A 14,929-nucleotide genomic window follows, 5' to 3' on the forward strand; every position below is an offset into this window, starting at 1 on the left:
TCGTTGCATGCTGTCCGAATTCCTTGCCGCTTCCTGCCGTCGCTTTCCCCGCCGCCGCCTGAGTGTTGCCGTACTGGCTGCCTGGGGGATGACGGCGTGCGCGCAGACGCCGCAGGACCTCCAGTCGCTGGCTCCGCCACGGATCCAGGCAGCGCAACCGGCTCCGCGCGTGCTGGCCATGGCCACGCCGGCCGATGATCCGCTCGCTGCCTTGATTGCCGGCGAGCAAGCGCCGCCCAAGGCTGCGGAGCCGCCCGCTGCGCCCGCTTCGGCAGATGCACAGGTGGCACAGGCCACCACGCCGTCCGAGGATGACTTCGTCGGCCCGCCCGATTCCGCCGCCCCGCCCCCTGCGCCCGTGGTGCTGTTCCCCGCAAAGCTTGGCCACTTCCTGCCCGAACCGCCTGCGGAAGGTGACAACAGCGATGCCACGCCGTCAGACGCACCGCCGGTACTGCGCTCGCAGCTCCCGGCCGACGACGCCGCGGTCGATTCCGTCTGGCGCCTCAGCTACAGCGGCCGTGCCGCCGCTGAAGAGCGCGACGCCACCATGCGCGCCTGTGCCGGCGGCGCGTTGTCCACGGGCATCGGCCACGGCCTGGCCTGCCGCAGCGCGGGCGAGGTCAAGATCCGCGAGTCGGTGCTCGACCTCGACGGGGGCGCCCAGGTCATGCTGATCGCACAGGCCCGCGGCACGGATGCCACTTCCGTCAACGGCCGGCCCGCGGCGGTCGATCCCTACGCGCTGGTGCCGCAGTTCTACACGGCCGTGAACGGCCTGTCGGTGCTGGACGGCGCCACCATGTGGGCTGGCCGCCGCGACAGCGATCCGTTGCTGATGTCGTCCGGCCTGCTGCCCCCCAATTCCGCTGCCATGCGCTTCGGCGTGGACAATGCGCGCGTGCTCGGCGATATCGGCCTGAGCTACCAGTACACCGCCCGCAATGACCAGAACGGGCAGAACCTGCCGAGCTACCACTCGCTGCGCACGGCGCCCATCGCGACCAATCCGCATGGTTCGGTGCAGTTGGGCTTCACGCGCGTCGAAGCACAATCCGTGGTGGCGGACTCGGGCAGTGCCTGGTGGGCGTCGGCGATGCATGAGCAGAAAGGCGTGCTCGCCGGTACCAACCGGGTCGGGCTGCAGTTCGGCTCCGGAGCGCGCAGTGCCATGGCGGGCTACACGGGCATGGGGGAGTCGCTGTCGCGCGTGCGGGTCGCGGAATCGCTGGAGTGGAAAGGGAAGTCGGGTCTTGGCGGTTCGGTCGAATCGAGCATGCAGTTCGACCGCTCGCCTGTCGGTACGCTGCAGTGGGCGGCCACGCGGATCCGCCCGGCCTATGTCGCCAGCGACCAGTTCAAGCTGGTCTTCGAGTTGGCGCGGGACCAGATCTCGTCCGGCTTCGGCGCCAGCGGACAGCGCACCGCGCTGACCGTCGCGCCGACGCTGACGCTGGGCAAGTCCGCCGGCAATGCGAACCTGCGCGCGTTCTACACCTACAGCCGCGCCACCGATGTCGATGGCCTCGCCTTCACGGCCCCGGCCGAGGCCTGGGCCACGCAGAACAGCGGCTCGATCTTTGGTGTGCAGCTCAATCGGCGCTGGTAGTCGCGCCAGCGCTGGCCTGGTGCCAGTGCGCCGCGGGCGCGGCCTGTACCGCTGTGGCCGGCTTGCGGTACAGCCAGTGGAACAGCAGCGTAGCGCTCAGTCCGCCGGCAATCTGCGCGATCACGAAGCCTGGCACATCGACGGGACGGATGCCGGTGAAAGTATTGGTCATCGCGCACGCAATCGTCAGCGCCGGGTTGGCGAACGACGTCGATGACGTGAACCAGTAGCCGGCGGTGATATAGCCGGCCACGACAAACGGCGCCAGGCCCGGACGGCTGCGCAGCGTGCCGATGCCGACCCCGACCAGCCCGAACGTCGCCACGAACTCGCTCCACCACATCGGCAGGCCCGTGCGGCTCTGGGCCGACCACGCCAGCACCGGTTCGCCGAACATCGCATGCGCGGCCATCACACCGGCAATGCCGCCGCCGACCTGCGCCAGCACGTAGGCCAGCGCGGTGCGCGGCGAGAGCGTGCCCTGCACCAGCCCCGACAGGCTCACCACCGGGTTGAAATGCCCGCCGGACACCGGTCCCAGCGCGACCAGCAGCGCCATGAGCCCCGCACCGGTGGCCAGCGCATTGCACAGCAGCGCCAGGCCGACATTGCCACCGGCCAGCCGCTCGGCGCGGATGCCTGAACCCACCACCACGGCGATCAGCAGTGCCGTACCCAGTCCCTCTGCCGCCAGCCGGCGCGAAAGCGTACTCACTGCTGCGCCCCCGCGGCGGCGGTCATCAGGGAACAGGTCATGCGGAGCGACCGCTTGGCGCGGCGCAAGGTCTTCAGGGGCTGGGGCATGTGTGGCCGGGGTGCGGGCATGTCCTGCACGGAACAGGACATCAGGCCGAAAGAGAGGACGACAGCAGCGTAGCAGCGGGATGCGCAACGTCGCCTGAGACGACGCCTCGATCGGGAACAAAACCGGCGCCCAGGCATGGGTCCGCCGGAACGCGAAGTTTTCCGCCGGCGGCGATGGGCGTCAATGCGCGCGCGCGATCTTGTGAACAGACCGCAGGTATGGAATCAGGACGCGGTGTGGCCGAAGCCCAGGCGCAACGCGCTCAGCGCAACAGGAAGGCGATATCCTCTACGCCGATCTTTGCGACAGGGATGCCGCGGCGGCGCTGGAACAGGATGTGCTGCTGCACGCGGCTGCGCTGTTCGGCGAACACCGTCGGATCGATGGGCGTGCCAATGCGCATGTAATGCTGCACGAGCAGCTTGTAGGCACGGTGACGGATCTGCAGGGCGTCGGCTTCGGCGCGCAGCCGCTTGGTTTCGGCGGGGCTCCGGTCGACAGCCTGGTGAAGTTCGTCCACCGTGCGCGCGTGAAGCTCGCGGTAGACATCGCGCTCGGCCTCGGCGTGGTGCAGTTCATCGCGCAATGCGCGGATCTTCTGCTGCAGCTTCAGGGTCTGCGCCATGGCCTGCTGCACATTCCTTGCCGCGCCCAGCGCGTGGCTGGCCGCGGCCATGGTGCTCTTCCAGATGCCGCGTTCGGCGGCTTCGGTTTCCTGCGGCCAGCCGATGCCTGCCTCGGACAGCGTATCCATATTGACCCCCAAATAGAAACAGCCTGAGCCGGCCGCGCATTCTGTGTGCGCGAGTCCGATACGTCTTCGGCATCAGGCAATCGTAGAGATATGTCTAACGACAGCCAAGTCAAATCTTTTTAGATCTGGTTTGTATCGCCGGGCGGATAGCGGCGTGCGGAACGGCGGCGCCAAAACAAAAAGCCCGACTCGATGAGTCGGGCTTTTGATGTTCTGGTGGCCTGGGACGGAATCGAACCGCCGACACAAGGATTTTCAATCCTCTGCTCTACCGACTGAGCTACCGGGCCAAAGAAGCGAAACTATAGCAACGGATCTTGTGCCCGTCAAGCGTTCATTGCATCACTGCTCCGCGGGTTCCTGCTTGTTGCGGCCCAGTTCCACGCCGAGCTGCTTGAGCTTGCGGTACAGGTGCGTGCGCTCCAGGCCGGTCTTCTCGGCCACGCGGGTCATGCTGCCGTGTTCGCGCACCAGGTGGTACTCGAAGTAGGCACGCTCGAACAGGTCGCGCGCCTCGCGCAGCGGCATGTCGAACGAAAAATGCATCTCGGCTTCGGGCGGGCGGGCCGCGTTGCTGCCATTTGGCGCGGCTTCACTGCCGGCCTCGGCGGCTGCCGGCGCCAGGGCAGCGTCCACGGCAGGCGCCGAGGGTGCGGGTGCCGCAGCAGTCGTCGTGCGCGGGCGTTCGATGCCACGGGCCAGGCCCTGCTCGACCGCCGACAGCAGCTTCTGCAGCGCGATCGGCTTTTCCAGGAAATTCAGTGCGCCGATCTTGGTGGCCTCGACCGCGGTGTCGATGGTGGCATGGCCCGACATCATGATCACGGGCATTGTCAGCTGGCCTTGCGCGGACCACTCCTTGAGCAGCGTCACGCCATCGGTATCCGGCATCCAGATATCGAGCAGTACGAGATCAGGGGTCGTGCCCGCCCGGTACTCGCGTGCCTGCTGCGCGTTCTCGGCGACCTCGACCACATGGCCTTCGTCACTCAGGATTTCCGAGAGCAGTTCCCGAATACCCATTTCGTCATCGACTACGAGGATCGTTGCCATACTTCCCCTCTTAACCCCACCGTAGCGCTCCGTGACGGACCGCCAAGTTGACTATGCCAGTTTAACGAACAGGATCGAGATCTGTGCACCGACGATCTCGGCACCGTCCATTCGATTGCGCAGTTCAATGCGCGCGCCGTGTTCGTCAATGATCTTCTTTACCATCGCCAGGCCGAGGCCCGTGCCCTTGGCTTTGGTGGTCACATAAGGCTCGAACGCACGGCTCAGGATACGCGGTGCGAAGCCGGGACCATTGTCCGCAATGGTTAGCTTGACTGCCTGACGGTTTTCGCCGGCAGAATCTTTATATTCTACAGTCTCGGTGTGTAGAGCGATACGGGGCGCCGCCCTACCCGCCGCGACGTTCTCGGCCGCGGCATCCTGCGAGTTCTGCAACAGGTTGTGTATCACCTGGCGCAGTTGCGTCGGATCTCCCTTGATCTCGGGAAGGCCCGGGTCCAGCGTCGCATGGATCACCGGATGCTCGTGCACGGTGTGGTCGTCGATGCCATACAGGTGCAACACCTCGGATACCAGTGCGTTGATCTGCAGTGACTGCAGCACCGCCGGTGGCGTGCGCGCATAGTCACGGAAGTCGTCGACCATGCGCTTCATCGCCGCCACCTGGTTAACGATCGTAGCCGCGCCGCGCTTGAGGACCTCGGCATCTTTGTCCTCAAGCTTTGGCGAGAGCTTCATCTGCAGGCGTTCCGCAGACAGCTGGATCGGCGTGAGCGGGTTCTTGATCTCATGCGCAAGGCGCCGCGCGACTTCGCCCCAGGCCACCGACCGCTGGACCGAAATCACGTCGGAGATGTCGTCGAACACGACCACGTAGCCGGGCTCGTCGCGTTCGCCGCCGGGCAGGCGCGCACCGCGCACCAGCAGCGTCAGCGGCTGCTCTTCATGGCCTTGCGGCAGTTCGATCTGCTTCTGCCAGTGCTCGGCGCCACCGAGCACTTCGCGCGTGCTCTGGTCGGAAAAGGCCTGGCGCACGATCTCGCCGAACGGACCCATGCCGGGAATATGTTCCATCGGCAGCCCCAGCACGGCGCCGAACGGCTGGCGGAAGATGCGCTCGGCGCCGGGGTTGGCGGTGATCAGCACGAAGCGCCGGTCAAACACCAGCACGCCGGCGGTGAGGTTCTGCAGCACGCTTTCCAGGTAGGCCTTCGATTGCTCGAGCGCGCTGCGGTTTTCCTCGACCGCCAGGCGCGCTTCGGCAAGCTGTCGCGTCATCTGGTTGAACTGCTGCGTGAGCATGCCGAGTTCATCGCGGCTCTTCAGTTCGCGCTTGGGCGAGAGGTCGCCTTCGGCCACTTCCTTGGTTCCCTGCACCAGCATCAGCAGCGGACGCGCGAGCTGGCCGCCGAGCAGCAGCGCGAGCATCACCGCGATGAACACCGCGAGGAACAGCGTGAGCGTCAGCGTGCCGATGTACATCTTGCGCAGGCCGGTGCGGCCCAGCGCCTTTTCCTGGTACTCCTGGTAGGCGCGCTGCACTTCATCCGCATTGCGCGCGAGCACGGCCGGCACGGGATGCACGACCTGCAGGTAACGCTCTTCACGCACGGTGTCGCCCACCAGCCCGAACCCGCTCGACGGCGAATCCTCGGGCCGGCGCTCCACCGAAAGGCCGGAGCCGGCCCAGCGCGTCTTCGGCGCGGCGGCGCGCGGGGCGCTGGCGGCGGCCGTGGCCGTGCCGGTATCGCCGGCAGGCGCGGCGCCGAGCGGAATGATCACGCGCAGCCGGTACAGGTGGCTGCTGTCGATGCGCTCGGTGCCGTTGCCATCCACGGACGGATCCGACCCCCCTTCCACCGCGGCGTAGCCGCCTGCCAGGCGCGCCTGCTCGGCCAGCACGCCCGACGGCAGGTCCGGGACCAGCGTGGCATAGCTGCTGGAAGCCGTGGCCAGCACGCGGCCGCTGCCGGTAAAGATCGCGGCTTCCTGTATGCCGTATTGCTCGCGCAGGCGATTGAGCTGCAGCGAGGTGGCCATGCCGGACGGCCCGCTCAGCTGGTCGGCCATCAGGCGCGCCTTGCCCTGCAGATCGGCCAGGGCGCTGTCGATGGTCGAGCGTCCCAGGTTCAGGCCCGCTTCGAGCGCGGTTTCCACGCGCACGTCGAACCATGATTCGATGCTGCGCGAAACGAACTGCAGCGACACCAGGTAGATCAGCACGCCGGGCAGCACGCCCACCACGCCGAAGAACACGGCGAGCTTGGTCATCAGGCGCGTGCCGAACTTGCCGCGGCGATAGCGCAGCCACAGCGTCAACGCCAGCGCGCCGACCGTGATCACCAGCAGCGCGCCGACGACCAGGTTGATCTTGAACAGCAGCGTGAAGTAGCGGTCGAAAAATTCGGTGTTGGCCGAAGCGCCGGCCAGCAGGCCCACCAGCACCAGCGCCAGGAACACGATGATCCCGACCACCACCCGGTAAAGCACGCGGCGAAACCGGCTGTCCCAGAGACTGCTGCTGTTCATGGCTGGCCGGGGACAGTCTGCACCAGCGCGAACGGCGAGAGTGCGGTCGACACGGTCTGGGCGAACGGGCTGCCACGCGTTTCGGCTGCCGCGGCCGGCGCCGACGCGGGTAGCGGAGGCGATGCCGGCATGGCCGGCGAGGCCGGCAGCGCAGGCGCGGGTACGGGCGCAGGCGGCGGCGGTGGCGGTGGCGGTGGCGCGTTCAGGTCGGTGGGCACGGTATAGGTAAAGCGGCGCCAGTCCGAAGCCAGGTTCCACTCGCGCGTATTGACCGCATTGATCTGGAACGGCTTGGGCAGCTGCGACAGGTCCAGCTTCATGCGCACCTCGGCATGATAGGACTCGCCGGGCTTGACCGCGCCCCGGTCGAACACGCGCCAGCCATGCACGCGCTGGATGAACTGCAGCGCGCTCTTCAGGCGCGCGAACGGAACTTGCAAGCCGCCCGTGGACACGCGGTACTGGCGCGTGAGCGGCTGGTAGGACAGGCGGATGGTACGGCTGGTATTGACGGGCTTTTCGTCGAACCAGTACCAGCGCGGGCGGGTGAGCTGGAACTCGACCATGAAATACAGCGAGATGCCCTTGTTCAGCGCGTCTTCGAGCGCCGGCGGCAGGTCGAAGTCGAAGCTTGCCGTGAGGTCGAAGCCGTTGTCCTGGTATTCGATGCGCGCCTCGGTGGCTTCGATGGCCTGCGCGCCGACGGCGCCCGCCCAGAGCAGGCAGGCCAGCACCAATGCCAGCACCGCGCACGTGCGCCGCAGCGCGCCGGCCGTGTCACCGCACCACGCCACGGCAACCGCGCGTACGCGGTCTGCAGGGACGCGGAAGTCTGACAAGCGCAGCGTGCTTACCATCGGATCAGATCAGGCGCGTTTCTGGAAGCGGGCGTAGAAGAAGCCATCATGATCAGACGGCAGGCCGTCCCGGCCAGCATCGTTGTCGCTGGCGGGCTGTGTTGCTTGGGAACCGGGCAATAGCTGCCCCGGTGCCTGCAATCGTATCGCATCTGTCAACTGTGCACCAAACCAGCGCGCCTGCTCCTCCCCTTCCGTTGGGAAAATAGAACAGGTGACATAGACCAGAATGCCGCCCGGCTTGAGCAGCGGCCAGAGTTGCGAAACGATGCGTCGCTGTTCATTGACAAGCCGGGCGATATCGGCTTCGCGGCGCAGCCAGCGGATATCGGGGTGGCGGCGCACGATGCCGGACGCGGAGCACGGCACGTCGGCCAGGATGCGGTCGAACTGCTGTCCGTCCCACCAGTCGCCGGGCCGGCTGGCATCGCCCACTACGATATGCGCGCGCTTGCCCAGCCGGGACAGGTTCTCGTCGATGCGGCCGGCGCGCTGCGCGTCGCTTTCGACCGCGGTCACGTCGATGTCGGCCAGTTCCAGCAGGTGGCCGGTCTTGCCGCCGGGCGCGGCGCAGGCATCGAGCACGCGCATGCCGTCGGCCACTTCGAGCAGCGGCGCAGCCAGTTGCGCGCCGGCATCCTGCACCGACACGTCGCCCTGCGCGAATCCCGGAATCTGCGTTACCGGGAATGCGCGCACCAGGCGCACGGCCTGGGCGCCGATGGCCTGGCCCGCCAGGCCGGCATTGGCCAGTTCCGTCAGGTATTGCTGCAACGGGATGCGTGCCGTGTTGACCCGCAACGTCATCGGCGGACGTACGTTGGCGCTTTCGGCCAGCGCCATCCAATGGTCGGGATACGCTTCGCGCAGCATGCGCAGCCACCATGCCGGCAGGTTCCAGCGGGCCTGCTCGTCGCGGTTCACTTCGGCCATCAGTGGCTTCTGTTCTCGCAGGAAACGCCGCAGCACGGCATTGACCAGGCCACGCGCGTGCGCAGTCTTGGGTTCGGAGGCGGCGGCGCTGACGGCCTGGTCCACCACCGTGAACGCGCTGTAGCCGCCGCGGCCGACCTTGGCCGAGTCGCCCTCCTCGCCTTCGAGCAGCAGCGACAGCGCGACGGCCAGCAAGGAGTCCACCTGCGCGCCGGGCGGCCGCGTGACCAGTTGCGTCACCAGCGCGCGTGCCGTGCCGAACTGGCGCATGGTGCGGTAGGCGAGGTCCTGCAGCGCGCCGCGCGTGGCGGCATCGCGCACGCGGTCCAGGCGCAGATGCGTGGCGGTATCTTCGATGGCCTGCGGCAGGGCCGTGCCTTCATTGACGGCACGCACGGCCATGGCGGCACCGAGCATCTGGAAGGCAAGCGATTCGTGGGGCAGGCGCATATCGGTAAGGCTTAAGACAATAGGACAAGGGGCGTGGCAACGGCCGACAGGCCAGGCAGGCGCAGGCGGCGCCGCGCGGGCAAGAAAAAGCCCGCTGGCCTGGCAAGCAAGACAGCGGGCAGTTTACCCTGTGCGAGGCGGGGCACCCGGTTTTTGGCGCCGCGGCCCGGCTGGCATCAGGCCGGGTACGTACCGGTCTGCGCCATCTGCATCAGGCGGGCAATGCGTTCTTCGGTCGCCGGGTGGGTCGAGAACAGGTTGGCGATGCCGCCGCCCGACAGCGGATTCATGATCATCATCTGCGCCGTGGCCGGATGTTCTTCCGCGGCCTGGAACGGGATGCCCTGCGCATAGCGGTGGATCTTGTCCAGCGCGCTGGCGAGCGCCTGCGGGTCGCCGCTGATCTCCGCGCCGCCGCGATCGGCTTCGAATTCGCGCGCGCGGGAAATCGCCATCTGGATCAGCGAAGCGGCCAGCGGCGCCAGGATCGCCACGGCAATGCTGGCGATCGGATTGCTGCGGTTGCCGTTCTCGTCGCGTCCGCCGAAGAACATCGCCATGTTGGCAAGTGCCGAGATCGCGCCGGCCATGGTCGCGGCGATGGTCGAGGTCAGGATGTCGCGATGGCGCACGTGCGCCAGCTCGTGCGCCATGACGCCGCGCAGTTCGCGCTCGGACAGCACGCGCAGGATGCCCGTGGTGGCGGCGACGGCGGCGTGCTCGGGGTTGCGGCCGGTGGCGAAAGCGTTGGGGGCGTCCTCGTTGATCAGGTAGACGCGGGGCATCGGCAGGCCGGCGCGCTGCGACAGGTCCTGCACCATGCCATAGAACTGCGGCGCGCTGCCGGCATCGACCTCCTGCGCGTTGTACATGCGCAGGACCATCTTGTCCGAGAACCAGTAGGAGAAGAAGTTCATGCCCAGCGCCATCACGAGCGCGAACATCATGCCGTTGCGTCCGCCGATCATGCCGCCGATGACGATGAACAGCGCCGTGATGGCGGCCATCAGCATGAAGGTCTTGACCCAGTTGAACATTGACGTGATCTCCGTGTAGTCGTCCGGTGCGCCGCCGCCACTGCGGGGCGCGCTGAACGTTAGATAGGGATGAAACGCTGAAAATTCAACGGGTTTGCGCGGCTCGCGGAATGCAGCGTGGCAGCCACGCCGGCCGCACACCCAGAGATGATGACCGTGCCCGCCAGGGTACGCAATCCGCACTTCAGATGGGGGCGTCAGGTTGCCGCGGCCGGCACGGCGAAGCGGGTTCCCGGCAGCAGCGGCGTCCCTTGCAGAAACTGCTGCGCGGGCTGGCGGCGGCCGCCCGGCTTCTGCAGTTCCGTGACCTGCAGCGCGCTGCCGTCGCCGCAGGCGATGATCACGCCAGTGGCGTCGGCGGCCAGCACCGTGCCCGCCGGATGCGGAAGACTGCTGCCGGCGGACAGCGGCACGGCCTGCCAGCACTTGATCACGGTGCTGTCGAGTTGCAGCGTGGCACCCGGAAAGGGGTTGAACGCGCGCACCTGGCTGGCCAGCTCGGCCGCCGGGCGGCGCAGGTCCAGTGGGGCTTCGTCCTTGCCGATCTTCTCGGCGTAGGTGACGCCGGCATCGGGCTGCGGCGTCGCGGGCAGCGTCTCGCCCGCGGCGAGCTTGCGCAGCGCGTCGACGATCATGCGGCCGCCCAGCGACGCCAGCTGGTCTTGCAGCGTGCCGGTGCTGTCGTCGACGCCGATCGGCACCGACTCGCGCGACAGCATGGCGCCGGTATCCAGGCCTTCGTCCATCTGCATCAGTGTGATGCCGGTCTCGGCGTCGCCGGCTTCGATCGCCCGGTGGATCGGCGCTGCGCCGCGCCAGCGCGGCAGCAGCGAGGCGTGGATGTTCAGGCAGCCGAGCCGCGGCAGTTCCAGCACCTCGGCCGGCAGGATCAGTCCGTAGGCGGCCACCACCATGACATCGGGCGCGATCTTCGCCAGCGTGTCGACGGCCTCCGCGGCCTCTTCAGGATATTTTCCCGTGCGGCGCAGCGAGCGCGGCTGGAGCACCGGCTCGAGGCCATGGGCGACGGCGAACTGCTTGACGGGGCTCGCCTGCAACTGCATGCCGCGTCCGGCCGGACGGTCCGGCTGGCTGAGCACGGCGACCACCGGGAAACCGGCGGCATGGATGGCTTCAAGCGCGACACGCGCGAATTCGGGCGTGCCGGCAAAGGCGACACGCAGGGACTTGGCTGCGGACATGACTGGCTCCCTGATGCGGACCTGAAAACAGAAGCGGACCTGAAAACAGAACCGGCCGCATAGCGGCCGGTACGTTCCTGACTTCGGAAGCCATAACGATAGCAGACACGGCGCGGCTGTCCCAGCCTTGGCGCCGTGCATGTCCCGTCGTGGATGTCCGTTACATGCGCGCGCGTTCGCGCTTGTGCAGCTTGGACTTGATGCGGGTCTGCTTGAGCGGCGACAGGTATTCGACGAACACCTTGCCGAGCAGGTGGTCCATCTCGTGCTGGATGCAGACGGCCAGCAGGTCATCGGCGTCGAGTTCGAAGCGCTCGCCCTTTTCGTTGAGCGCGCGCACGCGCACGCGGTCGGGGCGCTCTACGCGGTCATAGACCTCGGGCACGGAAAGGCAGCCCTCTTCCCAGACCTTGCGGTTGTCGCTGGTCCAGACGATCTCGGGATTGATAAAGACCTGGAGCGCATCGCGTGTCTCCGACAAGTCGATCACCACCACCTGCTCGTGCACGTTGACCTGCGTGGCCGCCAGCCCGATGCCGGGTGCTTCGTACATGGTTTCCGCCATGTCCTTCACCAGCTGGCGGATGCGGTCGTCCACTTCCTTGACGGGTTTCGCCACGGTATGCAGACGGGGATCGGGATAGGTCAGGATGTCGAGTTTTGCCATGATGCTAGGGCGCAACGCCGGCGGCTCTGGGCTGTCCGGCCGCGTTGCGGCGGCGGGGGATTACATGCAGAATCGGGGCGCTGGTACAAAAATTCAAGGCGCGCCGCAGCAGGCACGCTCTCCAGGGTCAATCCGGCTGCTCTACCAGCCGGTTCAAGAAAATGCGCGATCTTACCAAAGAACACCAGGCGGCGTCGGGCCGCAGGCTGCATGCGTTCACCCTCGCCATTTGGAGTGCTGCCGGCATCACTGTCGCCGCAACTGCTCCGTCCATGGCGGCAGATCTCACGGTATCACCGGCCCAGCACGCCGCAGCGCAGCGCGTGGCGCAGCAAGGGATTCCCGCCAGCGAGCTGTCGCCCAATGCCCCGTCGCAGTACACGGTTCGCAAGGGCGACACGCTGTGGGGCATTTCGGGGCAGTACCTGCGCCAGCCATGGCGCTGGCCCGAGCTGTGGGGCATGAATCGGCAGCAGATCCGCAATCCGCACCTGATCTATCCCGGCCAGGTCCTGTACCTGATCCAGCGCGATGGCCGGGCCTGGCTGTCGACCACGCCGGGCGCCAACGACGCCGTCAAGCTGACGCCGCACGTGCGCGGCGACGCCGAAGGCGCGGCCATTTTCAGTATTCCGGCCAAGGACATCGAGCCTTTCCTGATCCGTCCGCTGGTGGTGGACCAGGGCACCCTGGACACCTCGGCGCGCATCGTTGCCGTGCCCGAATCGCACGTTTATCTGGGCCGCGGCGACACCGCCTACGCGCGCGGCATCGCGCCGGACGCGGCTGCCGTGGGCAGCGACTGGCAGGCCTTCCGGCCGGTCACGCCGGTGCATGATCCGGTCACGGGGCAGGTACTCGGGTATGAGGCCGAATATGAAGGCAATGTGCGCGTGGCCCGCGCTGCCGACGGTCCCGACGCGGTTTCCACGCTGCGCGTGACGCAGGCCCAGCAGGAAATGGGCGTGGGCACGCTGCTGGTGCCCCAGCCGACGCGCGAGGCCTTCCGCTACGTGCCGCGCGCACCGGAAACCCAGGTCGACGGCCGTGTCGCGAAGGTCTACGGCGGTGTGCAATACGGTGGCGCCAAGCAGGTCGTGGTGCTCAATGTCGGCACCAATGCCGGACTGGAGCCGGGCCACGTGCTCGCGCTCTCGCGCACCGGCGAAGTCGTGGCCGACCGGACCGATGGCAACCGCCATATCGTGCTTCCCGACGAGCGCTACGGGCTGGCCTTTGTGTTCCGGGTGTTCCCGACCGTGTCGTACGCGCTGGTGACCGATGCCTCGAACGTGATCGAGGTCGGCGATCGCGTCATCTCTCCGCGTTGACGGCCCGTCTGGTGCCGGCCGCCGCATGGCCGGACGCGGATGACACGCTGGCGTGGCTGCGACTGGCCAGCGCTCCGGGCATCGGACCGGTGACGGTGCGCCTGCTGCTGGCGGCATTCGGCCTGCCGCAGCAGGTATTCGCCCAAAGCGTGGAGGCGCTGTCGTCGGTGGTGCCGCGCAAGCTCGCCGCAGCGATTCTGGCTGCGCCCGGCGCCACCTTGAGCCAGGCGCTGGCCAAGACCATGGCGTGGCTGGAGCAACCCGGAAACTATCTGCTGACGCTGGTCGATCCGCGCTACCCGGTGCGCCTGCTCGACCTGACGGACCCACCACCGCTGCTATATATCAAGGGCGACCCCGCCGCGCTGGCGCGGCCAGCGCTTGCCATCGTCGGTGCGCGCGATGCCACGGCGCAGGGCAAGGCCGATGCCGAGGCGTTCGGCCGGTCCTTCTCCCAGGCCGGCCAGACGGTGGTTTCGGGGCTTGCGCGGGGCGTGGATGCGGCGGCCCACGAGGGCGGCCTGGCGGGCGAAGGCGGTACGGTGGCGGTGATCGGCACCGGCGCCGACCGGGTCTACCCTGCGCGCCATCTCGACCTGGCGCACCGCATCGCCGAACACGGCGCGATCGTCAGTGAGTTCCCGCTGGGCATGCAGGGGTTCAAAGACAACTTCCCGCGGCGCAACCGCCTGATCGCGGCGCTCGCCCGAGGCGTGCTGGTGGTGGAGGCGGCGGCCCGGTCGGGTTCGCTGATTACCGCCCGTCTCGCTGCGGACCTGGGCCGCGAGGTATTTGCCATTCCGGGTTCCATCCACGCGCCGCTTTCGGGCGGATGCCACTTCCTGATCCGCCAGGGGGCCAAGCTGGTCGAGTCGCCACAGGACGTGATGGAAGAGTTCGGCCTCGCGGTCGGGCCGGAGAAGGTGGCGAACGCAGCACTGCCACGGTCCGACGCGCCGGATGATCCCTTGCTCGCCATGCTGACACACGAGCCCGTCACCCTTGACACGTTATGCGAGCGCAGCGGGCTGGCACCGGAAACGCTGGCGACCCGGCTGCTCGAGCTGGAACTGGAGGGGCGCGCGGAGCGTCTACCGGGGAACCTCTTTCGCGGTCTGTCCTAGACTTCGCCAGTGGCCCCGGACGTATTGCCGATACAATCGGCGGTCCTCGGTGTCGCAAGAGGCTCATGTTTGAACCGTAATGACCGTTTACTTTCCCGAACGTGACGTTGCCGCCATCGGCGCAGCGCTGTCCGACCGCCCGCAAGGTCGGCTGGTCGCCTGTCTGTGCGCGCAATGGTGCGGGACATGCCGCGATTACTTGCAGGCGTTCTCCGCGCTGGCCGTACGCCACCCGGAGGACTGCTATGTGTGGATCGACATCGAGACGCACGCGGACCGGCTTGGCGACATCGATATTGAGAATTTCCCCACGCTGCTGGTCCAGCCCGTAGCGGGGGGCCCGACGCAGTTCTATGGCACGCTGCTGCCGCATATCGAGGTACTGGAACGGATGCTCGCCCGGGGCACGGCCATGCCCGGAGCGCAGGAGGATGTACCGGAAGTGCTGGAGTGGTTGCTTGCCGGGGGGCGGCGCGCGGCGTAGCGGCGGATTTCACGCTGCTGCGGCTGGCTTGCACCGCCGTCGAAACCGCGCTTATGATTGGCGCCTCTAAGCCCCCCGGGGGCGATGTCTACTTATATTGCAGTGCAAATCGCGCGTTGCCGGAAGCAACCCG

Annotated in this window: 13 protein-coding genes and 1 tRNA gene; 4 read left to right on the forward strand and 10 right to left on the reverse strand. The window is 67.5% G+C overall.

All coding sequences use genetic code 11. From position 1 onward, the window contains the following. Positions 1-7 precede the first annotated feature (7 nt). Complete coding sequence (locus ACIGJC_RS15655) at positions 8-1,609, forward strand: carbohydrate porin (protein ID WP_483709893.1); 1,602 nt, start codon at positions 8-10, stop codon at positions 1,607-1,609. Here ACIGJC_RS15655 and ACIGJC_RS15660 read toward each other — a convergent pair. The 10 genes from ACIGJC_RS15660 to def all read right to left on the reverse strand — a co-directional run bounded on the left by ACIGJC_RS15660 (position 1,593) and on the right by def (position 11,857). Next, positions 1,593-2,324: an aquaporin gene (locus ACIGJC_RS15660; protein WP_483709894.1), complete on the reverse strand. Its 732-nt coding sequence runs from the start codon at positions 2,322-2,324 to the stop codon at positions 1,593-1,595. The genes ACIGJC_RS15655 and ACIGJC_RS15660 overlap by 17 nt on opposite strands. Before the next feature lie 352 nt (positions 2,325-2,676). Beyond that, entirely contained in the window at positions 2,677-3,168 is a 492-nt protein-coding gene (locus ACIGJC_RS15665; RefSeq protein ID WP_483709896.1) for a hypothetical protein, read from the reverse strand. Between the two features lie 214 nt (positions 3,169-3,382). After that, positions 3,383-3,458 (reverse strand) — tRNA-Phe (locus ACIGJC_RS15670). Between the two features lie 52 nt (positions 3,459-3,510). Further along, entirely contained in the window at positions 3,511-4,221 is a 711-nt protein-coding gene (locus ACIGJC_RS15675) for a response regulator (RefSeq protein WP_483709898.1), read from the reverse strand. A 51-nt stretch (positions 4,222-4,272) separates the two neighbouring features. Next, positions 4,273-6,711, reverse strand: a complete 2,439-nt coding sequence (locus ACIGJC_RS15680; RefSeq protein ID WP_483709899.1) for a sensor histidine kinase — start codon at positions 6,709-6,711, stop codon at positions 4,273-4,275. Further along, positions 6,708-7,568 carry a DUF4390 domain-containing protein gene (locus ACIGJC_RS15685; RefSeq protein ID WP_483709901.1) on the reverse strand — a complete coding sequence of 287 codons (861 nt, stop codon included), beginning with the start codon at positions 7,566-7,568 and terminating at the stop codon, positions 6,708-6,710. The genes ACIGJC_RS15680 and ACIGJC_RS15685 overlap by 4 nt, the downstream gene beginning before the upstream one ends. A gap of 9 nt (positions 7,569-7,577) precedes the next feature. Beyond that, positions 7,578-8,951, reverse strand: a complete 1,374-nt coding sequence (gene rsmB, locus ACIGJC_RS15690) for a 16S rRNA (cytosine(967)-C(5))-methyltransferase RsmB (protein WP_483709902.1) — start codon at positions 8,949-8,951, stop codon at positions 7,578-7,580. Positions 8,952-9,127: 176 nt separating this feature from the next. Beyond that, complete coding sequence (htpX, locus tag ACIGJC_RS15695) at positions 9,128-9,988, reverse strand: zinc metalloprotease HtpX (RefSeq protein ID WP_483709903.1); 861 nt, start codon at positions 9,986-9,988, stop codon at positions 9,128-9,130. Between the two features lie 197 nt (positions 9,989-10,185). Then, positions 10,186-11,190 carry a methionyl-tRNA formyltransferase gene (gene fmt / locus ACIGJC_RS15700; RefSeq protein WP_483709905.1) on the reverse strand — a complete coding sequence of 335 codons (1,005 nt, stop codon included), beginning with the start codon at positions 11,188-11,190 and terminating at the stop codon, positions 10,186-10,188. Positions 11,191-11,350: 160 nt separating this feature from the next. Continuing rightward, the gene (gene def / locus ACIGJC_RS15705; protein ID WP_483709906.1) at positions 11,351-11,857 is read right to left on the reverse strand and encodes a peptide deformylase; all 507 of its coding nucleotides are present in this window, start codon (positions 11,855-11,857) and stop codon (positions 11,351-11,353) included. A 161-nt stretch (positions 11,858-12,018) separates the two neighbouring features. Here def and ACIGJC_RS15710 point away from each other — a divergent pair, with 161 nt between their 5' ends. From ACIGJC_RS15710 to ACIGJC_RS15720, 3 genes are all read left to right on the forward strand, one after another. Continuing rightward, positions 12,019-13,188 carry a LysM peptidoglycan-binding domain-containing protein gene (locus ACIGJC_RS15710; RefSeq protein ID WP_483709907.1) on the forward strand — a complete coding sequence of 390 codons (1,170 nt, stop codon included), beginning with the start codon at positions 12,019-12,021 and terminating at the stop codon, positions 13,186-13,188. An 11-nt stretch (positions 13,189-13,199) separates the two neighbouring features. Next, positions 13,200-14,312 (forward strand): DNA-processing protein DprA, encoded by a 1,113-nt coding sequence (gene dprA / locus ACIGJC_RS15715; protein WP_483709909.1) that lies wholly within the window; start codon positions 13,200-13,202, stop codon positions 14,310-14,312. Between the two features lie 79 nt (positions 14,313-14,391). Continuing rightward, a complete protein-coding gene (locus tag ACIGJC_RS15720; RefSeq protein WP_483709910.1) occupies positions 14,392-14,796 on the forward strand; it encodes a thioredoxin family protein in 405 nt (134 codons plus the stop codon). Positions 14,797-14,929 lie beyond the last annotated feature (133 nt).

It is taken from the genome of Cupriavidus sp. C3SS-1, from assembly GCF_057073755.1.